The 23,303-nt window shown below is 42.1% G+C and carries 20 protein-coding genes; 16 read left to right on the top strand and 4 right to left on the bottom strand.

The genetic code is table 11. The annotated features are described in order from the left end of the window. Nucleotides 1–29 precede the first annotated feature (29 nt). The 3 genes from AC1M87_RS10390 to AC1M87_RS10380 all read right to left on the bottom strand — a co-directional run bounded on the left by AC1M87_RS10390 (nucleotide 30) and on the right by AC1M87_RS10380 (nucleotide 3,484). A complete protein-coding gene (locus tag AC1M87_RS10390; RefSeq protein ID WP_481587302.1) occupies nucleotides 30–161 on the bottom strand; it encodes a preprotein translocase subunit YajC in 132 nt (43 codons plus the stop codon). 58 nt (nucleotides 162–219) lie between these two features. Then, on the bottom strand, nucleotides 220–342 hold the full coding sequence (locus AC1M87_RS10385; protein ID WP_481593636.1) for a hypothetical protein: 123 nt from the start codon (nucleotides 340–342) through the stop codon (nucleotides 220–222). A gap of 316 nt (nucleotides 343–658) precedes the next feature. Continuing rightward, on the bottom strand, nucleotides 659–3,484 hold the full coding sequence (locus tag AC1M87_RS10380; RefSeq protein ID WP_092766945.1) for a ribonucleoside-diphosphate reductase subunit alpha: 2,826 nt from the start codon (nucleotides 3,482–3,484) through the stop codon (nucleotides 659–661). A gap of 603 nt (nucleotides 3,485–4,087) precedes the next feature. Here AC1M87_RS10380 and bfmR point away from each other — a divergent pair. Then, complete coding sequence (bfmR, locus tag AC1M87_RS10375; RefSeq protein WP_035267251.1) at nucleotides 4,088–4,804, top strand: response regulator transcription factor BfmR; 717 nt, start codon at nucleotides 4,088–4,090, stop codon at nucleotides 4,802–4,804. A gap of 47 nt (nucleotides 4,805–4,851) precedes the next feature. Next, a complete protein-coding gene (bfmS, locus tag AC1M87_RS10370; RefSeq protein ID WP_481593635.1) occupies nucleotides 4,852–6,501 on the top strand; it encodes a sensor histidine kinase BfmS in 1,650 nt (549 codons plus the stop codon). Nucleotides 6,502–6,556: 55 nt separating this feature from the next. On the opposite strand, the gene AC1M87_RS10365 is transcribed toward bfmS, so the two are convergent. Further along, entirely contained in the window at nucleotides 6,557–6,913 is a 357-nt protein-coding gene (locus AC1M87_RS10365; RefSeq protein WP_035267254.1) for a hypothetical protein, read from the bottom strand. Nucleotides 6,914–7,382: 469 nt separating this feature from the next. Between AC1M87_RS10365 and ndhC the strand changes: the two genes are divergently transcribed. The 14 genes from ndhC (at nucleotide 7,383) to upp (ending at nucleotide 23,276) form a co-directional block, all read left to right on the top strand. Next, complete coding sequence (gene ndhC / locus AC1M87_RS10360) at nucleotides 7,383–7,931, top strand: NADH-quinone oxidoreductase subunit A (protein WP_035267255.1); 549 nt, start codon at nucleotides 7,383–7,385, stop codon at nucleotides 7,929–7,931. A gap of 6 nt (nucleotides 7,932–7,937) precedes the next feature. Then, complete coding sequence (locus AC1M87_RS10355; protein ID WP_035267257.1) at nucleotides 7,938–8,618, top strand: NuoB/complex I 20 kDa subunit family protein; 681 nt, start codon at nucleotides 7,938–7,940, stop codon at nucleotides 8,616–8,618. A gap of 88 nt (nucleotides 8,619–8,706) precedes the next feature. Continuing rightward, nucleotides 8,707–10,494 carry an NADH-quinone oxidoreductase subunit C/D gene (gene nuoC / locus AC1M87_RS10350; RefSeq protein WP_035267259.1) on the top strand — a complete coding sequence of 596 codons (1,788 nt, stop codon included), beginning with the start codon at nucleotides 8,707–8,709 and terminating at the stop codon, nucleotides 10,492–10,494. Nucleotides 10,495–10,506: 12 nt separating this feature from the next. After that, complete coding sequence (gene nuoE / locus AC1M87_RS10345; RefSeq protein WP_035267260.1) at nucleotides 10,507–11,016, top strand: NADH-quinone oxidoreductase subunit NuoE; 510 nt, start codon at nucleotides 10,507–10,509, stop codon at nucleotides 11,014–11,016. Then, a complete protein-coding gene (gene nuoF / locus AC1M87_RS10340) occupies nucleotides 11,013–12,344 on the top strand; it encodes an NADH-quinone oxidoreductase subunit NuoF (protein WP_481589066.1) in 1,332 nt (443 codons plus the stop codon). The genes nuoE and nuoF overlap by 4 nt, the downstream gene beginning before the upstream one ends. Before the next feature lie 11 nt (nucleotides 12,345–12,355). Continuing rightward, nucleotides 12,356–15,034 carry an NADH-quinone oxidoreductase subunit NuoG gene (nuoG, locus tag AC1M87_RS10335; protein WP_035267264.1) on the top strand — a complete coding sequence of 893 codons (2,679 nt, stop codon included), beginning with the start codon at nucleotides 12,356–12,358 and terminating at the stop codon, nucleotides 15,032–15,034. A gap of 3 nt (nucleotides 15,035–15,037) precedes the next feature. Further along, nucleotides 15,038–16,048 carry an NADH-quinone oxidoreductase subunit NuoH gene (gene nuoH, locus AC1M87_RS10330; protein ID WP_035267266.1) on the top strand — a complete coding sequence of 337 codons (1,011 nt, stop codon included), beginning with the start codon at nucleotides 15,038–15,040 and terminating at the stop codon, nucleotides 16,046–16,048. An 18-nt stretch (nucleotides 16,049–16,066) separates the two neighbouring features. After that, a complete protein-coding gene (gene nuoI / locus AC1M87_RS10325) occupies nucleotides 16,067–16,609 on the top strand; it encodes an NADH-quinone oxidoreductase subunit NuoI (RefSeq protein WP_035267267.1) in 543 nt (180 codons plus the stop codon). Then, nucleotides 16,609–17,127: an NADH-quinone oxidoreductase subunit J gene (gene nuoJ, locus AC1M87_RS10320; protein ID WP_171076777.1), complete on the top strand. Its 519-nt coding sequence runs from the start codon at nucleotides 16,609–16,611 to the stop codon at nucleotides 17,125–17,127. Before nuoI ends, nuoJ begins: the two co-directional genes overlap by 1 nt. Next, a complete protein-coding gene (gene nuoK, locus AC1M87_RS10315; protein ID WP_004695395.1) occupies nucleotides 17,127–17,435 on the top strand; it encodes an NADH-quinone oxidoreductase subunit NuoK in 309 nt (102 codons plus the stop codon). Before nuoJ ends, nuoK begins: the two co-directional genes overlap by 1 nt. Next, the gene (gene nuoL, locus AC1M87_RS10310) at nucleotides 17,432–19,327 is read left to right on the top strand and encodes an NADH-quinone oxidoreductase subunit L (protein ID WP_481593634.1); all 1,896 of its coding nucleotides are present in this window, start codon (nucleotides 17,432–17,434) and stop codon (nucleotides 19,325–19,327) included. Before nuoK ends, nuoL begins: the two co-directional genes overlap by 4 nt. A gap of 1 nt (nucleotide 19,328) precedes the next feature. After that, nucleotides 19,329–20,948: an NADH-quinone oxidoreductase subunit M gene (gene nuoM, locus AC1M87_RS10305; RefSeq protein ID WP_179999421.1), complete on the top strand. Its 1,620-nt coding sequence runs from the start codon at nucleotides 19,329–19,331 to the stop codon at nucleotides 20,946–20,948. 3 nt (nucleotides 20,949–20,951) lie between these two features. Next, complete coding sequence (gene nuoN / locus AC1M87_RS10300) at nucleotides 20,952–22,508, top strand: NADH-quinone oxidoreductase subunit NuoN (protein WP_035267275.1); 1,557 nt, start codon at nucleotides 20,952–20,954, stop codon at nucleotides 22,506–22,508. Nucleotides 22,509–22,640: 132 nt separating this feature from the next. Further along, nucleotides 22,641–23,276, top strand: coding sequence for a uracil phosphoribosyltransferase (gene upp, locus AC1M87_RS10295; RefSeq protein WP_035267277.1), 636 nt, complete (start codon nucleotides 22,641–22,643; stop codon nucleotides 23,274–23,276). Nucleotides 23,277–23,303: the final 27 nt, after the last annotated feature.

Genomic DNA, 23,303 nt, shown 5'->3' with positions numbered 1-23,303 from the left:
TGTTCGTTTGAGTAGATTGAATTTCCGCACTACTTATTTTGCTTACGCTTCTGTTGTTTGCGAATGGCTAAAAATGCATAGACCATCGGCGTGTAAAAGAAAATAAAGGCAAAGACCAATACAGCAAGTCCTAACATATAGTTATGAGTCATATGGTGCATGGTGGTTTCCTTTGTTTGTTTGTACGAATTCTAGCAGACGCTAGAATTCGAAATTAAATCACTTTTTAGGTGATTTAGTCGGCTTCACAGTTTCAACAACAGTAGTTTTTGGGTGCTTTTTAGCATATTCCAAAGTTACGTATTGACCTGTAATAGCACTACGAGCGACTTTATTAGTCATGACTCAGTACCTCACTAGTACAAAATCAAGATGACTCTTACTGGCTCGTTTCTCGAATCGATGTTACAATCGAAAACGCATTTACTTATGCCAGCCTCTTTGTGACCATCTTGGTATCACATCGAGATTGAAAGCCTTCTAGTTAGTTTTGACGGACGCTAGAGGGCTTTTTTATTGCCTAAATTTTTTTAATCCTCCTAAATCCCCCTTTTGCAAAGGGAGACTTACATCCCGCTATTTGCTTCGAGGAATCTCCCTCCTTTATTAAAGGTGAGAAGCAAAGCTTCACAAGGGGGAGGATTTAAAACCTGTCAGATTACTGACAAGCCTCGCAATCAGGATTGTCAATTGAACATGCCATTGGCACTGGTGCTGCTTGTTCAAAGCCTTCTTCTGACGCTGCTGCTTCAGGTTTAGCTTCTTGAGCAACTGCTGCTACTGGTGCTGCCACTGTCGCAGGTTTAACTGCGTTTAATGCACCTGTGTTAATCGTAGATTTCTCAGCAGATGTCGCACCCAATGCACGGAGGTAATAAGTTGTCTTAAGACCACGTAACCATGCCATCTTATACGTGATGTCCAATTTCTTACCGTTTGCACCAGAGATGTAAAGGTTAAGAGATTGTGCTTGGTCGATCCATTTTTGACGACGTGATGCAGCATCAACAATCCAGCGTGCTTCAACTTCAAATGCTGTCGCGAAAATGGCTTTTAACTCTTCAGGAATACGCGCAATTTTTTGTACTGAACCTTCGAAATGTTTCAGGTCATTGACCATCACAGAATCCCAAAGACCACGTTCTTTTAATGCGCGAACGAGGTAAGGGTTGATGACAGTGAACTCACCAGACAAGTTCGATTTCACATACAAGTTTTGGAATGTAGGCTCAATAGATTGAGATACACCACAAATATTTGAAATGGTTGCAGTCGGTGCAATTGCCATCACGTTCGAGTTACGCATACCATCTTTTTGAACCTTGGCACGTAACGTGTCCCAATCCAAACGTTGTGTGCGATCGACTTCAAACATACGTTCTGGGCGAGATTTCGCAACCAGCTCAAGAGAGTCAATTGGTAAAATACCTTGATCCCACAATGAGCCTTTAAATGTTTCATACGTACCACGTTCAACCGCCAAATCACTTGAAGTTTGGATCGCGTAGTAAGAAATCACTTCCATAGACTCATCCGCAAACTCAACCGCAGCATCAGAACCGTAAGCAATTTTCATTTCGTATAGTGCATCTTGGAAGCCCATGATACCCATACCCACTGGACGGTGTTTCAAGTTTGAATTACGCGCTTGTGGAACTGCATAGTAGTTAATGTCGATAACGTTATCGAGCATACGAACTGCAGTTTTAATCGTGCGAGCAAGTTTCTCACGGTCTAATTGACCACCTTGAACGTGTTGAACAAGGTTGATTGAACCTAAGTTACATACCGCAATTTCATCCTTGCTTGTGTTCAACGTAATTTCAGTACACAAGTTAGAAGAGTGCACCACACCTACGTGTTGTTGCGGTGAACGTAAGTTACATACGTCTTTAAATGTGATCCACGGGTGACCTGTTTCAAATAACATTGATAACATTTTGCGCCATAAGTCTTTCGCACGGACTTTCTTATGCAGCATGTCTGTTTCTTTCGCAATGCTTTCGTAGTAAGCATAACGTTCTGCGAATTCAGCACCCGTTAAATCGTGAAGATCTGGTGTTTCAGACGGGGTGAAGAGTGTCCATTCAGCATCTTCAAATACACGTTGCATGAACAAATCTGGAACCCAGTTTGCAGTGTTCATATCGTGTGTACGACGGCGGTCATCACCCGTGTTTTTACGAAGCTCTAGGAATTCTTCGATATCCAAGTGCCAAGTCTCGAGATAAGCACATACCGCACCTTTACGCTTACCACCTTGGTTAACTGCAACTGCTGTATCGTTCGCTACTTTGAGGAACGGAACAACACCTTGCGATTTACCGTTAGTACCTTTGATGTATGAGTTCAAGGCACGAACTGGTGTCCAGTCATTACCTAAACCGCCTGCCCATTTAGACAACATTGCGTTATCACGCATAGCGCCATAAATATCGAACAAGTCGTCATCAATCGTTGTTAAATAACAGCTTGATAATTGAGGACGTAATGTACCTGAGTTAAATAGGGTTGGCGTAGATGCCATGTAATCGAAGCTAGAAAGTAAGTTATAGAATTCGATTGCACGATCTTCACGGTTGTCTTCATTGAGCGACAAGCCCATAGAAACACGCATGAAGAATAATTGTGGTAATTCGAAGCGTACGCCATCAGAGTGGATGAAGTAACGGTCAAATAATGTTTGAAGACCTAAATATGTAAATTGATTAGAGCGTTCTGGTTTAATCGCAGCCGCTAATTTTACAAGGTCAAAACTTAATAATTCTGGAGAAAGCAGCTCTAGCTCAACACCTTTTTTCAAGAAGGTTTCAAGCGCATCATTTTCAAGCGTGTCTTTAGATAGACCAAGAAACTCAAGACCGGTTGCAACTAAGTTGTCACGCAATAAACGTGCAGTGACATACGTATAGTTTGGTTCTTGTTCAATGCGTGTACGTGTCGCCATCATCATCGTTGTAGAGATGTCTGATGCTTTAACACCGTTGTATAAGTTTTTTACAGTTTCATCGATGATCGCTTGAACATCAATGCCTTCTAAGCCTTCGCTAGCTTTTTCAATCTTCGCTTGTAAACGACTCAAATCTAATGGTTGGAGCTGACCATTTTGACCTGTGATCTGAAGAGTAGGGTGATGATGAGCACCTAACTCTTTACGCGCTTCAGCACGTTGTTCACGATAGATCACGTATGCACGCGCTACTTTTTGTTCACCTGTGCGCATTAAAGCTAATTCAACTTGATCTTGAATTTCTTCAATATGAATCGTGCCACCAGAAGGTAAACGACGCTTAAATGTATTCATCACCATCTCAGTCAGCTGAGTAATACGATCATGAATTCTGCTCGAATCTGCACTTGGTTGACCTTCAACAGCCAAAAATGCTTTACCAATTGCTACAGAGATTTTATCTGCATCAAAAGTGGCAACATCACCAGTGCGTTTAATCACTTGAAGTTGACCAGGGGTTGTATTAGCGCTCATTTCAGCGTCGCTCCATTCTCATCATTTTTATGCTTATGGACCATTTGAATCGGATAAAAACTCAAAAAATGAGCTATCGCGATATTTGAGGGTAAACACAAGACTTAGTGGTTTAATGTAAATTAAGACACAAGATACGGTAAATTTCAGGGTAGATCAATATTGACATTTTGATAATTTTTTTTCTGAGTTTAACACTCAAATTTCCCTATACTTTTTCCACGTTCCGCCATTTTTGTTATGTAGTCAGCGTCACAGGGTGCAAGCATAACAGAGACTTTTTAGAGTGCTTATAGATAAGTTTGTGGATAACTCTGAAAGTGCAAATTGCTTCTCGAAAATAATTTTTTTGAAATATTTTGTTTAAAATATCATCAAATTGATTTGTGTTTGAAAGTTTAAAGTTGATTGCAAATATTGATCGACTTGGCAAAACTATCTATTTATCAATAGTTAATAAAAAGATAACAAAAGACTACGCTCGTGTATCAGTTTCGTGAACAGGCTCTTGTTTACAATGTAAACGTGTGTATATTGCAAAACATATCGATGTAAATCTGTGAAGTTTAATCAGCAGATATCGTAACAATATAGGGGCATTCTATGAGCCAAGAAGAAAAGTTACCAAAGATTTTGATCGTTGAAGATGACGAGCGTCTTGCGCGTTTAACGCAAGAGTATTTAATTCGTAATGGATTAGAAGTTGGGGTAGAACCAGACGGTAATCGTGCAATCCGTCGTATTATCGCAGAGCAACCGGATATGGTGGTGCTGGATGTTATGCTTCCTGGTGCTGATGGTCTAACTGTTTGTCGTGAGGTTCGTCCACATTATCATCAACCGATTTTAATGTTGACTGCTCGTACTGAAGACATGGATCAAGTATTGGGTCTTGAAATGGGTGCAGACGATTATGTTGCGAAACCAGTTCAGCCACGTGTTCTATTAGCGCGTATTCGTGCTTTGCTTCGTCGTACAGACAAAACACCAGAGGATGAAGTTGCTCAACGTATCGAATTTGATGATTTAGTGATTGATAATGGTGGTCGTTCTGTAACCTTAAACGGTGAGCTTGTAGATTTCACAAGTGCAGAATATGACTTATTATGGTTGTTGGCATCTAATGCTGGTCGTATCCTTTCACGTGAAGACATTTTTGAGCGTCTACGTGGTATTGAATATGATGGTCAAGACCGCTCAATTGATGTTCGTATTTCTCGTATCCGTCCAAAAATTGGTGATGATCCTGAAAATCCTAAACGTATTAAAACCGTGCGTAGTAAAGGATATTTATTCGTTAAAGAAACCAACGGGATGTAATCACATCCCCGCGGTAATGCCCTCACTCCTCAGAAGGTCATACCTTAGTGTCTAAACACAGTATATTCCTGCGTATCTACGCAGGTCTCGTCATTTTGGTGGTGCTGGTTGCCATATTTGGTTATTTGCTTGTGCAAATCATCAACTATCAACGCGCGCAGGAATACCGTGAGTCATTGACTGATGGGATTTCGTACGTCATTAGCGAGGGTGTTTCAAGACAACAAACCATGCAACAAAGAATGGATTGGATATCAGATGCATCTGATTTGCTCGAACTTCCAATCTATTATCTAGAATCTGATAAAGTCGAACTTTCACGCACCGAAAAATATCGTTTAGAAAAGCGCAAAGCAGTTGTGCGGTATGACGCCAAAGAAAGTATTGCTTATGTCATTATTGGTTTAATAGATGACCCTGAGCATTTACTTTATGTAAAAGTGGATAATATCGGTGAGCGTCAAATGAAGGCCTTACCAATCTTTGTATGGGAATACTTGGTTTATTATCCAGGGCAGGAAAGGGAATATCTTGCAAAAATTAAGCAACACTTTTCTTATGATTTAAGCATTCAAAATCTGTCTGATCTCAATTTAGATTCCGAGCAAATTGGTCGTTTACGTGCGGATCAAGGGGTTATCCTGTATCAGGATAGCGCTAGCATTCGTGGTACTACGATTTCTGTCATTTCTCCAATGACGAATTCGTCTGGTGATGTCTTGGTGATGGGGCCAGTACCAATGTTCAATTGGATGCCATTCCAATTGGCAGCAGGGATTACTTTGCTGAGTATGTTTATTTTGTCGCTTGGTGTGTATGGTCTGATTGTCCCAATGCAACGCAAGTTGAAGCAAGTTAACTCAGCCTTAAATGTTATGCAAAAAGGGGATATGTCCGTTCGCGTTCCTGTCGAAGGATATGATGAGTTAGCACATTTGGCAGCCAGCTATAACAGTATGTCAGATCATATACAGCGTTTGATCGAAGCTCAGCGAGAGTTAATGAGAGCTGTATCACATGAGCTGCGAACGCCAGTCGCACGTATTCGCTTTGGTATGGAAATGTTGGTTGATGAAGAGGATTATGAGTATCGTCAGCAACAAGTAGAAATGATTGATAAAGACATTGAGGCTTTAAACACGCTCATTGATGAAATTATGACCTATGCTAAACTTGAGCAAGGCATGCCCTCTATTGATTTTGAGGAAATTCGACTATACGAAGTGCTTGAGCAAGTCGCTATTGAAACTAAAGCATTAAAAACCAATAAAAATATTCAATTACACTTGCCATCACAAGCTTTGGTGGTGGATGCGGAACGCCGTTATTTACATCGTGTAGTACAAAACTTAGTCGGAAATGCGATCCGATACTGCGATGATACAGTGCTGATCACTGGTGGAATTGATGCTCAGGGAATGGCGTATATTTCAGTTGAAGATGATGGTCCGGGGATTCCAGAAGAGGATCGTAAGCGCGTGTTCGAGGCTTTTGCTCGCTTGGATGATAGTCGTACACGTGCCTCAGGTGGATATGGTTTGGGCTTGTCTATTGTAAGTCGAATTGCCTATTGGTTTGGTGGTACGATTCAAGTGGATCAAAGTCCTAAAATGGGTGGTGCAAGATTCACCATGCAGTGGCCAGCCAAAAGATTTAAAAAGAAGAAGATTGTTCAAACCAGTCAAACATCAGAGTAAAACAAGAATTAAAAAAAGCGCGATTAAGCGCTTTTCTTATAATTTATATTGCCTTTTATTGGTAATTATTGGCATTCGGTTCAATGATGCGTTTTCCTTCCTTAAGTGCATTTAAGGCATCGGCATTGAAATCGATCAGTAAACTGTTATTGGTTGCATCAACATGATAATTGCTAATCAGTTTTTGATCGCCGTGAATGGTCTCAACTGTATATTCATCTGCGATGTTGAGAATAGCATCAAGATTAGTGGTTGTAGAGGCGAGGTCTTGGCGGAAAATTTGATAAATATCGCGTAAATCAAAAATAGCATTCGTTGCATCAGGATGTTTTTTGATATAGCTGTCTAAATGATGGACGATCAACTGAGCAAATAAAAAATAGTTAGGTTTGTGTGTGAATTCTAGACTCATAGATCTTCTCCTTATTATTTAATTGAGCATATAACGAAAATCAGCACGATTTGTATAAAGTTAATTAAAACATTGTAAGCAATTAAAATTTAAAACTTTTAAAATAGAATAAATCAAAATTAATTGAGCCATATTGGTGCAAAAAAAGCTGACCTAACACGAATGGTAAAACTAAAAAAGTGATAGTGTGTGGATTGACGCCGCTTGAATTTTTTGAATGATTATTCGGAAAAAATAATCAGTTTTATCACCTTGATAACTTTCTACGATTAAATAAGGTTTTATTGACTTTAATCACCATGAAATCTGGAAAAAGGGCAAAATTCATCCTAAAGACTTAGAGGGATTGGCTAGCAACAGAAATCATAAATCAGGTACAATTGGCGGGATTAATTTTGTGTTTGGTGTATTTGAAGGCCAATACATACATTCTTTGTTAATAAATAGGCCTGCCAGGAGTTATCCCCGCATGAGTGCCATTACTCCATACGATTGGGCAATAATTGCCTTCGTGATCGGCGTTACATTTTTATGCGTCTTTATGCTCACTGTCCCGCTACTCCTAGGGGGTAAATCGTGGGGACGTGCTAAGCAAGAGCAGTTCGAGTCAGGCGTAGTTAGTGCTGGTGGAGCACGAATTCGTCTATCTGCAAAATTCTATTTGGTTGCAATCTTCTTCGTTGTGTTTGACTTAGAAGCGCTCTATCTCTATGCATGGGCTGCGTCAGTTCGTGAAGTGGGTTGGATCGGTTTTGCAGCAGCAGCTGTATTTATTTTAGTTTTACTCGTTGGCTTGATTTATGAGTTGTCTACTGGTGCATTAAATTGGGCGCCATCTGATAAGCGTAAAGCAGCAGGGATTAAACCTAAAATTGGTTCGCCAAATATGGATCTCGCAGAAATTACTCGCTTCAACTCAATTGAGGAGTTGGTGGTTGACCCTACAGGTCAAATTCCAGCGCAATCATCTGGTCGTGTAAAAGCTTCGCCAACGACTACATCATCTGATAAGGAGTAATACGGGATGAAATATACATTAACCCGTGCGAATCCGGATGCTGATCAGTATCCACTTCAAGAGCGTATCGTTGTAGAAGATCCGCTTCTACAAGAAGAAGTGAATAAGAATGTGTTCATGACTCGTTTAGAGGATTTGGCGCATACAGCAGTAAACTGGGGTCGTAAAAACTCAGTTTGGCCGTTCAACTTTGGTACATCTTGCTGCTACGTAGAGTATGCAACGACTTTAACAGGCGTGCATGACTTGTCACGTTTTGGTGCCGAAGTAATTCGTGCTTCACCACGTCAAGCGGACTTGATGATTGTTGCGGGTACATGCTTCGTGAAGATGGCACCTGTAATTCAACGCCTTTATGAGCAAATGTTAGAACCTAAATGGGTGATCTCAATGGGTGCATGCGCAAACTCTGGCGGTATGTATGACATTTACTCGGTTGTACAAGGTGTCGATAAAATCATTCCAGTGGATGTGTATATTCCAGGTTGCCCACCGCGTCCTGAAGCATTAATCCAAGCGTTGATGTTATTGCAAGACCAAATTCAATTAGAGCGTCGTCCGCTTTCTGCGGTGATCGGTGATGATCTTAAGCCAGTTTATAAGCCAAAGATGCAGCCTGAACGTGACCGTAAGAATGCTGAACGTATTGCAGTAAAACACTTACGCTCTATGGATGAAATTAAATAATCTTAACGGCAAATAATATTGATGCACCCGCTTGGGTGTAATTGTCGTTTTGGTTGAATGAATTTGTATTAAATAGGAAGCCAAGCCAATGGCTGAAACTGACATTGCTATGCCAGAATCAACTCCAGTTGATTCACGCCCAGCATTTGCAATTGTAGAAGAGCTCAAAACCAAGTTTGGTGAGAATTTCTACGTGCAAACGACTTTTGAAGACTTTCCAACAGTCTGGGTTGAGCGCTCACGTGTACAAGACGTATTAATGTTCTTGCGTACAGTGTCACGTCCTTACGTGATGTTGTTTGACTTGTCAGCGGTAGATGAGCGTTTACGTACTCACCGCGATGGGTTACCTGCGTCTGACTTCACTGTGTTCTATCACTTGTTGTCACTAGAGCGTAATACGGATATTCGTATTAAAGTTGCGTTGAATGAGTCTGATCTCAATATTCCAACAGCAACCAACATTTGGCCAAATGCCAACTGGTACGAACGTGAAGCTTACGATATGTTCGGCATTAACTTCGAAGGGCATCCAATGCTCCGTCGTATTTTATTGCCAACGTATTGGGAAGGTCATCCGTTGCGTAAAGAATATTCTGCACGTGCGACTGAATACACACCTTATCGTCAGAACCAAGCGAAACAAGATTTCGAACAAGAGCATTTACGTTTTGTACCTGAAGATTGGGGTCTAAAACGCGGTAATGCTGATGAAGACTTCATGTTCTTGAACTTGGGTCCTAACCATCCATCTGCGCATGGTGCATTCCGTGTGATCTTGCAGTTAGATGGCGAAGAAGTGAAAGACTGTGTGCCTGATATCGGTTATCACCACCGTGGTGTGGAAAAGATGGCTGAACGTCAAACTTGGCATTCATTCATTCCGTATACTGACCGCGTTGACTACTTAGGTGGTTGTGCGCAGAACATGCCTTATGTGATGGGTGTGGAGCAGATGGCAGGGATCACTGTGCCAGAACGTGCGCAATGTATTCGTGTCATGATGTCGGAACTATTCCGTATTAATAACCACTTGCTTTATATCGGTACAGCGATTCAGGATGCCGGCGGTATGACCCCAGTATTCTATATGTTCGCCGATCGTCAAAAGATCTATGACGCGATTGAAGCAATCACTGGTTACCGTATGCACCCAGCATGGTTCCGTATCGGTGGTACTGCACACGATCTTCCAAACAACTGGCAACATTTGATCCGTGAAATTTTGGATTGGATGCCTAAACGTTTGAAGGAATATCATACTGCAGCACTTAAAAACTCGGTATTTGAAGGTCGTACCCGTAATGTTGCGCAATACGATGCAAAATCTGCATTGGCATGGGGTGTAACAGGTACAGGTTTACGTGCAACAGGTATTGATTTTGACGTACGTAAATATCGTCCATATAGCGGTTATGAAAATTACGACTTCGAAGTGCCTGTAGAATACGAAGGCGATGCATATGCACGTGTGATCGTTCACTACCGTGAAATCGAACAATCTTTAAAAATCATCAAACAGTGCTTGGATAACATGCCATCTGGTCCTTATAAAGCGGATCACCCATTGGCTGTTCCACCACCGAAAGATAAGACACTACAAGACATTGAAACTTTGATTACGCACTTCTTAAGCGTGTCATGGGGTCCTGTCATGCCAGCAGGTGAAGCATCTGTTATGGCGGAAGTGGTAAAAGGTGCATCGAACTACTACTTGACTTCAGACAAGTCAACGATGAGTTACCGTACCCGTATTCGTACACCAACCTTCACGCACTTACAGCAAATTCCTTCTGTAATTAACGGCAGTCTTGTATCTGACTTAATCATTTATTTAGCGACGATTGATGTCGTAATGGCTGACGTGGATCGCTAAGGGGTACGCATTATGATGATTTTGACTGATAAAAAGCCACGTGTGAATGTCGAAGGGATTTTAACTGCGGAAGAAATCCACGAAATCGAGCATCACATTGGTCATTACCCATACCCACGTGCGGCATGTTTAGATGCGCTTAAATGCGTTCAACGTCGTAATGGTTGGGTGGATGATGCGCAAATGAATGCGATTGCGCAGATGTTGTCAATGAGCCTTGCTGATTTGGAAGGTGTGGCAACATTCTATAACCGTATTTACCGCCAGCCAGTAGGTCGCAACGTAATTTTGCTTTGTGATTCTATAGCTTGCTTCTTGATGGGTGCAGAAACTTTAGCAGAAGCATTCCAACGCGAACTCGGGATTTCATTTGGTCAAACGACTGCTGATGGTCGTTTTACTTTGCTCCCGATTTGCTGTTTAGGAAACTGTGATAAGGGTCCAACCTTGATGATTAATGAAGATACTCACGGCCTAGTAGAAGTTTCTTCAGTGAAACAGTTATTGGAGAAGTATGTATGAATACTGAACCAAAACCGATTTATGGCGACGGTAACCCAGAAACTCACCCATTAACATGGCGTTTGAGCAAGCAAGAATTTGTTCATAGTGTAGAAGACTATGAATCTCTTGACGGGTATGAGGGTTTCAAGAAAGCACTCACAATGCCGCCTAAAGATGTATTGGAAATCATTAAAGCAGCGACTGTGAAAGGTCGTGGTGGTGCTGGTTTCCCTGCAGGGATTAAATGGTCGCTCATGGCGCCAAATGACAATTCAGGTCCTCGTTACTTGATTTGTAATGCCGATGAGATGGAACCAGGTACATTCAAAGACCGTTTGTTGATGGAAAAGCTTCCTCATCAATTGATCGAAGGGATGTTAATTGCAGGTTATACACTTGAAGCAACCCATGGTTATATTTTTATCCGTGGTGAATACATCGAAGCTGCGAAGTATTTGAACCAAGCTTTAGAACAAATTCGTGCCAAAGGCTACTTGGGTGAAAACATCCTTGGTTCTGGCTGGAACTTTGAGTTACATGTGCATACTGGTGCGGGTCGTTATATCTGTGGTGAAGAAACTGCATTGATTAACTCGCTTGAAGGTCGCCGTGCAAATCCACGTACAAAACCACCATTCCCACAAGTTGCAGGTGCTTGGGGTCGTCCTACGATTGTGAACAACGTAGAGACCTACAATAACTTACCTGCAATTATGCTGCGTGGTCCTGAGTGGTATATCAATTTATCTGCAGGTAAGTCGAAAGATCCAGGCACTAAAATTTATGGTGCATCAGGTAAAGTGAAATTCCCTGGTCTTTGGGAGCTTCCATTCGGTACAACTGCACGTGAAGTGATTGAAGAACATGCGGGTGGTATGCGTGATGGCTTAAAGCTTAAAGCATGGTTACCAGGTGGTGCATCAACTGACTTTTTAGCAGCTGAACACATCGATCTTCCAATGGATGCGGAAAGCATCATGAAAGCAGGTTCGCGTTTAGGTACGTGTTTGCTCATGGTGGTTGATGAAACTCAATGTATGGTTTCAGCAACACGTAACTTAGAAGAATTCTTTGCGCGTGAATCATGTGGTTTCTGTACACCATGTCGTGATGGTTTACCTTGGGCGGTGAAAGCGCTTAAAGCACTTGAAGATGGTACAGGCAAGAAAGAAGACATCGATCATTTGCAAGAGCTTACACGTAAGCTTTGGATTGGTAAGACTTTCTGTGCTCACGCTCCTGGTGCTATGGAACCACTCATGGGTGCACTCAAATATTTCCGTGGCGAATTTGAAGCGAAAGTGGTGAATGCCGCTGCTCAAGTTAGCAACGTAGAACAAGCTTAAGGAATTCGACTATGGCTACAATTCATGTCGATGGCAAATCGTATGAAGTCAATGGCTCAGAGAACTTGCTTCAAGCATGCTTGTCTTTGGGTATTGATATCCCGTACTTTTGTTGGCATCCATCCTTAGGTTCTGTCGGCTCTTGCCGTCAATGTGCTGTAACTCAATACGCGAATCCAGAAGATACTCGCGGTCGTTTAGTTATGTCATGTATGACACCTGCAGCTGACAATACCTACATCTCGATTGAAGACAAAGAAGCAAAAGATTTCCGTGCATCTATTGTTGAATTCTTGATGACGAACCACCCACATGACTGTCCAGTCTGTGAGGAAGGTGGTCACTGTCACCTTCAAGATATGACGGTGATGACACAACATGACCGTCGTCGTTACCGTTTCACGAAACGTACACATTACAACCAAGAACTTGGTTCGTTCATTGCACACGAGATGAACCGTTGTATCGCATGTTACCGTTGTGTTCGTTACTATAAAGACTACGCAGGTGGTACAGACTTCGGTGTGTATGCAAACGCTTCACGTGTTTATTTTGGTCGTCCAGAATCAGGTACTTTAGAGTCTGAGTTCTCGGGTAACTTAACTGAAGTATGTCCGACGGGCGTATTCACAGACAAAACACACTCTGCACGTTATAACCGTAAATGGGACATGCAGTATGCGCCAAGCGTCTGCCAAGGCTGTTCTTCAGGTTGTAACATCTCTCCGGGTGAGCGTTATGGTGAATTACGCCGTGTAGAAAACCGTTTTAACGGTGAAGTCAACCAATACTTCCTGTGCGATAAAGGCCGTTTCGGTACGGGTTATGTGAACCGTGAAGACCGTCCACGTCAACCGCAATTCCGTTCAGGTAGCAATGTAGAGACTGTTTCAGTTGATACAGCGTTAGACACCGTGATTGAGAAAATCCAAGGCAAAAAAGTATTGGGTATTGGTTCTCCACGTGCATCTCTTGAGTCTAACTTTGCGCTTCGTGAATTGGTTGGACAAGCAAACTATTCAACAGGTATGTCTCAAAAAGAGCAAAACTTGGTTGAACTTGCTGCATCAATTATGCAAACCGAGGGTGTATATAACCCAGGTATGCGTGAAATTGAAAGCTATGATGCTGTCTTAATTCTCGGTGAAGATTTAACACAAACTGCACCACGTATGGCATTGTCAGTACGTCAAGCTGCGAAGAACAAAGCCAAAGAAATGGCTGCAGAACGCCGTACACAAGAATGGTTGGCTGAGCCAGTACAACGTATTGCTCAAGACGAAAAATCACCAATTTATATCTTGGCTGCGACTCAAACACGTTTATCTGACGTAGCTACTGGTGAAGTCGTTGCTTCTCCAAATGATATCGCACGTTTAGGTTTTGCTGTTGCTGCGGCGGTGAAAGGTGAAAGTATTACCGGTTTAGAAGAAGATGCAAAAGCATTTGCTCAAACCATTGCTGACACTTTAAAAGCTGCAAAAAAACCATTGATTATCTCTGGTACAAGCTTGCAAGAAGCTGCAATTATGGAAGCTGCTGCACAAGTTGCACAGAATCTGGGTAATGCGGGTCTAACTTTGACTGTTCCTGAAGTGAACTCAATGGGCTTAGCAATCTTTGGCGGTAACAGCCTTGAGCAAGCATTTGCACAAGACTATGACACTGTCGTGATTGTAGAAAACGACCTTTATCGTCGTTTACCTGCAGTGCAAGTAGATGCTGCTTTGTCTGGTAAAGACGTGATCGTGCTTGACCATTCAGAAACTGAAACGGTGAAAAGAGCGAATATCGTTCTTTCTGCAGCGAGCTTTGCTGAAGGTGATGGTACTGTGGTATCTCAAGAAGGTCGTGCACAACGTTTCTATCAAGTATATGACCCAAGTTACTACAAACCAGAACTTGCGATCAAAGAATCTTGGCGTTGGTTACATGCCATTGAAACTGGCGTGAAAGGCAAAGCAATTTCTTGGACTGTGCTTGATGATGTCATCGAATCAGTTGCCAAGAATGTACCTGCGCTTGAAGCGATTCAAGATGTAGCACCAGATGCAGGATTCCGTGTCCATGGTCTTAAAGTGGCACGTGAACCACGTCGTTACTCTGGTCGTACTTCACTTCGTGCGCCGTTATCTGTCCATGAGCCTAAACAACCAACTGATCAAGACTCTGCATTAACATTCTCTATGGAAGGTTATGTCGGGAACCAAACGCCGTCAGCGTTAGTTCCATTTGCATGGTCAGCAGGTTGGAACTCGCCACAAGCTTGGAATAAGTTCCAAGAATCAGTGGGCGGTTCTTTAAAAGGTGGTGATTCAGGTATTCGTTTATTTGATCGCCTTGCGAAATTACCAGCACGCACATACGTTGCACCAGCACCAGTTCTTGTAAATGCTGAGAGTTTCCGCCTTGTTCCAATGCATCATATTTTTGGTTCTGGTGAATTCACAGTGAAAACACCTGCAATGGAGTCTCGTATTCCAGAAGCGGTATTTGCAGTGGGTGAGCAAGATGCAGCGCGCTTGAATGTGAAAGACGGCCAAAACATTACTGTGAAAGCAGGTGAGGCTTCGATCGTTCTTCCTGTTCAAGTCATTGAATATTTACCTACAGGTTATATTGGTTACCCAATTGGTCTCGCGCCAACGGTATCGTTAGCTGAGCCTGTATCAGTCGCGGTAGGAGCATAATTCATGGAACAAGAATTAATCCGTCAAACGCCGCTTTGGGCTGAGAACTGGCCAATTGCCTACTCTGTAGTTCAAGCGATTGTGATCTTGCTCGTTGTAGTTTTGATTGCTGCGTTGATGTCTTTCATTGAGCGTCGTTTACTTGGCTTGTGGCAAGACCGTTACGGTCCAAACCGTGTAGGTCCTGGGGGGATGTTCCAGATTGTTGCCGACATGCTGAAAATCATGTTCAAAGAAGACTGGACACCAAAGTTTGCAGATAAATTGACTTTCCGTTTAGCTCCAGCAGTTGCGATGGCAACTGCGGTGCTATCGTTCATGGTTATCCCTGTATCACCTTATTTAGGTGTTGCAGACATGAGTATCGGTCTATTGTTCTTTATGGCAATGGCGGGTATTGCAGTGTATGCAGTTTTATTTGGTGGTTGGTCATCAAATAACAAATATGCATTACTCGGTGGTCTTCGTTCAGCAGCGCAAACGATTTCTTATGAAGTCTTCTTAGGTATTTCTTTGATGGGTGTGGTTGCGATTGCAGGCTCATTCAACATGCGTGAAATCGTAGAAGCTCAAAAAGATGTATGGTTTGTTATTCCACAGTTCTTAGGTTTCTTAATCTTCGTGGTCGCAGGTGTTGCGGTAACGCATCGTCATCCATTTGACCAACCAGAAGCGGAACAAGAATTGGCGGAAGGTTACCATGTCGAATATGGTGGTATGAAGTGGGGGATGTTCTTCGTTGCGGAATACGTCAACGTTGTCCTGATCTCAGCTTTGATCGTAACCTTATTCTTCGGTGGTTGGTTAGCACCATTTGGTCTAGATTTCCTACCTCCAGCATTCTGGTTCATGATTAAAACAGCATTCTTTGTGATGATGTTTGTCTTGGCACGTGGTTCATTAATGCGTCCACGTTATGACCAAGTGATGAACTTTGGTTGGAAGATTTGTTTGCCTTTAGCGTTGGTCAACTTGTTGGTGACTGGTGCTGTGATTCTGATGAATCAGGCCTAGGACAGCAGGGAGAACATTATGTATAAAATTCTAGCTGGGTTTGGGTCAATTGTACGTTCGTTGTGGATGGTATTTAGCCACGCAACACGTAAACGTGACACTATTTTATACCCTGAAGTTAAAGCTGAAGAAATCGTTCCACCACGATTCCGTGGCCGTATCGTATTGACACGTGACCCAGATGGTGAAGAGCGTTGTGTAGCTTGTAACTTGTGTGCTGTAGCTTGCCCTGTTGGCTGTATTTCATTACAGAAAGCTGAAAAAGAAGATGGTCGTTGGTATCCGGAATTTTTCCGTATCAACTTCTCTCGTTGTATTTTCTGCGGTATGTGTGAAGAAGCATGTCCTACAACTGCTATTCAGATGACACCTGATTTCGAACTCAGTGAATACGTTCGTCAAGACTTAGTTTATGAGAAAGAAAACTTGCTCATTTCTGGTCCTGGTAAATATCCAGACTATAACTTCTACCGTGTAACGGGTATGGCTGTAGCTGGTAAAGACAAAGGTCAGGCTCAGCGTGAAAGCGCACCTGTCGATGTACGGAGCTTATTACCATGATGTGGCCATTTTATTTGATGGCACTTGTGGCCATCGTTTCTACGGTTCGTGTTGTGACTAATGCGAATCCGGTACACGCACTTTTAAGCTTAATCGTTTCGTTACTTGCAGTTGCTGGTATGTTCATGATCGTGGGTGCACCATTTGCAGGTGCGCTTGAGATTATTGTTTACGCTGGTGCCATTATGGTTCTTTTCGTCTTCGTTGTGATGATGTTGAACCTTGGTTCTCAAACTGTTGAACAAGAACGTAAATGGTTAACATCTGATGCTTGGGCTTACCCTGCATTGATGAGCTTTTTAATGGGTCTGGTTTTAGTTTGGACAATGACTTCAGAGCACAGCATTTCTGGTCCTTTAATGGGTACAGAAGTTGTAGGCCCTAAAGAAGTTGGTCAAGCACTCTTTACACAATATTTATTATTGGTTGAAGTTGCCGCAATGTTATTGCTTGCTGCGTTAGTCGCTGCATTCCACTTAGGCAAACGTGAACCAAGTGCAGAAGAGGAAAAAGAATAATGGGTAATATCCCTTTAGAGCATGGTTTGATTGTTGCAACCATTCTTTTTGCACTCGGTTTCTACGGTGTAATGGTGCGACGCAACCTTCTATTTATGTTAATGAGCCTTGAGATCATGATGAATGCAGCAGCGCTTGCATTCGTCCTCGCTGGTAGTGCATGGGTGCAACCAGATGGTCAGATCATGTTTATCTTGATCTTAACGCTTGCTGCGGCAGAGGCGTGTATCGGGCTTGCGATCGTCCTTCAGTTCTATCATCGCTTCCATCATTTGGATGTAGATGCTGCTAGTGAGATGCGCGGATGAGTTTATTAGCATTAACCATATTATTTCCGCTCATTGGTTTTATCCTTTTAGCGGCAGGGCGTAATAAGCTTCCTGAAATTGTAGCTGCCATTATTGGTGTGGGTTCAGTTGGTCTTTCAGCACTATGTGCATTATTGGCTGGTATGAATTTCATCAACAGCGGTGAAACATCTCAAGTGACTCACCTTTGGACTTGGTTCAGTGTGGGTGGTTTTGAGCCAGGTATTAGCTTGCACTTAGATGGTTTATCTTTACTTATGCTTGGCATGATTACGGGTGTGGGTTTCTTAATTCATATCTTTGCATCATGGTATATGCGTGGTGAAGAAGACTTTGCACGTTTCTTCTCTTACTTCAACTTATTCGTAGCAAGCATGTTATTGCTTGTGTTGGGTGATAACCTTGCGTTGTTATTCTTAGGTTGGGAAGGTGTTGGTCTGTGCTCATACTTGCTGATTGGTTATTACTACCAAAATCCAGCAAATGGTGCTGCTGCAATTAAAGCATTCACCGTGACACGTATTGGTGACGTTTTCTTACTCATTGCATTATTCTTAATTTTCCAACAATTTGGAACATTGAATATTGCTGAAATCGTTGCTGCTGCGCCTGTGGTAATGACACAAAGCTCATCGTTAACCATTTGGACTGCATTAATGTTGTTCTTGGGTGCTGCAGGTAAATCTGCGCAAATCCCATTACAAACATGGTTAGCAGATGCGATGGCGGGTCCTACACCAGTATCTGCATTAATCCATGCTGCAACAATGGTAACAGCAGGTGTTTACCTATGCTGCCGTATGTTCTCTGTATTTGAAATGGCACCAGAAGTCATGGTGTTTATCTCAATCACAGGTGCGGTGACATTATTAGTTGCAGGTTTTGCTGCACTGGTTCAAACAGACATCAAACGTATTCTTGCTTACTCAACCATGAGTCAGTTGGGTTATATGTTTATGGCTGTAGGTGCTGAAGCATACCAAGCAGGCTTGTTCCACATGCTCACTCACGCATTCTTCAAAGCGTTGTTGTTCTTGTCATCAGGTGCGGTGATTCTTGCATACCATCACGAACAAAACATTTTCAAAATGGGTGGTTTGTTCAAGCGTAATAAATTCTTATTTGCTTGTTTCGCGATCGGTGGCGGTGCCTTAGCAGCGATTCCATTCTTAACGATTGGTTTCTTCTCAAAAGACGCAATCTTGGCGGCTGTGTGGACACAAAGTCATATCGCAGGTTTACCTGTATTCAATACATTGTATTGGGTCGGTGTTGCTGGTGCATTCTTAACATCAGTCTATACGTTCCGTTTAATTTGGATTGTGTTCTTTGGCGAAGAGAAAACGCCATATCACGAAATCAAAGGTGCAACTTACTGGGCTCCTTTAGCGATTCTTGCTGTCCTTTCTACAGGTTTGGCAATCGTACTTAAAGCGCCAGTCATGAGTATTCTTGATGCAGCACAAATTCCTGCATTTGTTATTCCTGAAGCGCTAGAGGCTGGTGCGCATGGTGCAGAATATGTCGCTATTGCAATCGCACTTGCTGGTTTAGCGGTTGGTGTTGTCTTATTTGCTTTTGCTTATAAAGCAGTTCAAGGTTTTGCTCGCACTTCATTGGGTGCTGGACTTGCAAATATCTGTCGTAATGCGCTAGGTTTCGATGCGTTATATGACCTCGTGTTTGTAAAACCTTACTTATTTATTGCAAAAATGATTGGTCGTGACCCGATTGATGGCGTATGGCTTGTATTGCCAGCGATTGTTAAAGGTGGTCATAGCTTCACTAGTTCACGTCAAACAGGTTCTTTGCGTGAGTACGCATCGAGCATGGCGTTCGGTATCGTGGTGATTATCATGATTCTGATCGTGACTCAGATCGTGGGGAAATAAGATGGAAAACATCAATAACTGGTATTTACCCGCGCTGATCCTCATTCCGTTCATTGCTGGTTTTATTTGTTGGGTCGTTGATAAATTAGATCAACACCTACCACGTTATATCGCACTTGTGGGTATGCTCATTACTTTGGGCATCACCGTTGCTTTATGGCAATCCGGTACCTACAGCTACCAAATTGGTGAAACTGTACCGACTTGGTCTGCAGAGTTCTATGTACCTTGGATTCAAACCCTTGGCATTAACATCCACTTAGCGGTGGATGGTCTTTCACTTCTCATGGTCGGTTTAACTGCTTTACTAGGTGTATTGGCGGTTGGCTGTTCTTGGGGTGAAATTCAGAAGAACGTTGGTTTCTTCCACTTAAACCTTTTATGGTCTTTAGGTGGCGTGATCGGTGTATTCTTGGCTGTTGATTTGTTCTTGTTCTTCTTCTTCTGGGAGATGATGCTCGTTCCAATCTACTTCTTGATTGCACTCTGGGGCCACAAAGGTGCTTCTGGTAAATCTCGTGTTTACGCTGCGACTAAATTCTTTATTTACACGCAGGTGGCTGGTCTGATCATGTTGATTGGTATCTTAGGTCTTGTGATCTACGGTTTCATGATGACAGATACAATCAGCTTCAGTTATAACCATTTACTCGCTGTTGCGAATACATTGGATGCTAACCCACAAACGTCATCAATTGCCTTTGCATTTATGATTTGTTTGTTTATTGGTTTTGCAGTCAAACTTCCTGTTTTCCCATTGCATGGTTGGTTACCAGACGCGCACGCACAAGCACCTACAGCAGGTTCTGTAGACCTTGCGGGTATCTTAATTAAGACAGCGGCTTACGGTTTACTTCGTTTCGTCATTCCATTCTTCCCAGTTGCTTCAGCGCAGTTTGCTGATGTAGCAATCATTTTCGGTTTAATCGGTATCTTCTACGGTGCTTGGTGTGCTTTCCAGCAAACCGATATGAAACGTTTGTTGGCGTATACGTCGATTTCACACATGGGCTTTGTTTTACTTGCAATCTACGCAGGTAACATCCTGACCTTCCAAGGTCTGATGGTCATGATGTTGGCTCACGGTTTATCGTCAGCAGCATTATTCATTATGTGTGGTCAAGTGTATGAGCGTCTTCACACACGTGATTTACGCTTGATGGGTGGTATTCGTGGTCAATTCCAGTATTTACCATTCTTCTTGATGTTCTTTATTGCTGCGCTTGTAGGTATCCCTGGCTTAGGTAACTTCATTGGTGAGTTCCTCATCTTGATGGGTGCATTTGCTCAATTCCCTACATTCACGATTATTGCTGCGATCAGCTTAGTATTTGCGGGTCTATATGGTTTAATCCTGATTCATAAAGCGTTATTTGGTGTGCCAAACGAAGAGCAAAAACAACACTATGCGAATCCATTAAAAGATCTTAATGCGCGTGAGCTTGGTATTTTGTTAATTTGTGCGTTCGGTCTGTTATGGCTTGGTTTGTATCCACAAAGCTTCCTTGATATTTCAGAATCAAGTTTGGCTTGGATTGCGAATAGCTACATTCCAGTACAAGAAGTAGTTGAAGTGGTTGAACAAGCCACAACTCAACTCGAAAATGTGGAGATGCAATAAGTCATGAACTTCACACTATCATTTTCTGAGCTAATGCCATTAGCTCCTGTGATGATTGTTGCTTTAACAGCAATCATCGTAATGATTTTGACTGCAATCAAACGTAATCATAATTTGATTGCGACAGTCTCTGTTATCGGTCTTAACCTTGCATTGTTGAATATTCTATTCACGTTGTTTACAGGTTCTCAGATCTCACCAAATGTCATGAACCTATTTATGGTTGATGCTTTTGGTCTGTTCTATCAAGTGATTATTTTGATTGCTGCATTGGCTTGTTGCACACTGTCACATGCATATATCGAAACCTATAAAGATAATCGTGAAGAACTTTATCTATTAATGTTGATCTCTGTTTCAGGGGCAATGTTAATGGTAACAAGTTCACACTTTGCATCATTCTTCATTAGCTTAGAGTTAATGTCGATTCCAGTGTACGGTCTGATTGCTTATACCTACCAACGCGGTAAGTCACTCGAAGCGGGTATTAAATATCTTGTACTTTCAGCAACTGCTTCTGCAATGTTGTTGATGGGTATGGCTTATGTTTACTCAGTTCTAGGTTCATTATCATTTGCGGGTCAAGTGGATGATATGTTCTGGGCGTTAACTAAGTCTCAAGATCCTCAATTGATGATGGCGCTGCAAGCTTATATTCCTCAATTTGGTGAGAAACTTACCACTGTATTTGGAATCTTAGGTCTTGGTTTAATCATCGCAGCTGTTGCATTTAAATTGTCTTTAGCGCCATTCCATAAATGGACGCCAGATGTGTATGCAGGTGCTCCAGCACCAATTGCAACATTCCTTGCTACTGTAGCTAAAGTTGCAATGATTGGTTTATTCGTACGTTACTTACTGTCTTCAGGTGTAATTGGTATCGAATCGATCAAAACGATTTTGATCGTCATTGCAGTGTTATCAATCTTGATTGGTAACATGCTTGCAGTGAAACAAGTGAACTTAAAACGTATTTTGGCATACTCGTCAATTGCGCATTTTGGTTACTTATTCCTTGCTGTTGTTACGACATCTTTCTTAAGCTTAACGTCAGTAAGTTTATATGTATTAACGTATGTATTAACGACGATTGGTGCGTTTGGTGCTGTAGCATTGATGTCTAGCCCATACAACAACAATGACGAAGCAGAATCACTTGCAGACTACCGTGGTCTATTCTGGCGTCGTCCAGTATTGACGGCAACACTGACTGTGATGATGCTATCTCTTGCAGGTATTCCGTTAACTGCAGGCTTCATCGGTAAATTCATGCTGATCATGACAGTTGTGTCTGAAGCACATTGGTTCTTCGCTGCGATGATCATTGTGGGTTCTGGTATTGGTCTATACTATTACCTACGTGTCATGATCGTCATGTATATGACGCCACCAGACACTCCACGTATTGATGCTGATAAACATTGGGGGCAAAAAGTGGGTGGTATTATGGTATTGCTTGCTGCGCTTGCAGTGCTTGTAATCGGTGTATATCCAGATCCAGTCATTGCGATGGCAAATCAAGCACAATTGATCGCGCCATTACATATCGTTCTTCAATAGTTGATCGATTAATCTAAAAAAACTATTGTTGTTAACAAAAAAAGCCCTCATTCATTGAGGGCTTTTCTTATTTCTTATATTAAAAACATTTATAATAGACAGAATTTACATTTATGCTTCAGGTGTTCTCCCGTGCCAATCCAAGAAATTCGTCATCCGCTCATTCGTCATAAATTAGGTTTATTACGCCGTGCAGATATCAGCACGAAGAACTTCCGTGAGTTAGCGCAAGAAGTCACAATGTTACTGACTTACGAAGCAACCAAAGATTTACCTGTTGTAGATCACGAAATTAATGGCTGGAATGGCCCGGTGACAACACAGCGTATTGCAGGTAAAAAAATTACTGTTGTACCAATTTTACGTGCTGGCATTGGTATGCTTGATGGTTTCTTAAATCTTATTCCTAGTGCAAAAGTTTCTGTTCTTGGTTTAGAGCGTGATGAGGAAACATTAGAAGCACGTACTTACTATAAGAAATTGGTACCTGACGTACAAAACCGTATAGCGATGATTATTGATCCAATGCTTGCGACTGGTTCATCATTGGTTGCTGCTATTGATGTCCTTAAAGCGAGTGGTTGTAAAGATATCCGAGTGATGGTTTTGGTTGCAGCACCAGAAGGCATTAAACGTGTGGAAGAAGCACACCCTGATGTTGTCATTTTTACCGCAGCTGTAGACAACGGTTTAAACGAGAATGGTTATATCGTTCCGGGTCTTGGAGATGCTGGCGATAAAATTTTTGGTTCTGTACAAAAAGATTAAAATTTGATTAAATTATAGAGGAGGCTA

It is taken from the genome of Acinetobacter sp. 24-47-62, assembly GCF_056779765.1.
Note: the sequence above shows the minus strand (reverse complement) of the source record. Positions and strands in the feature narration are given on the sequence as shown.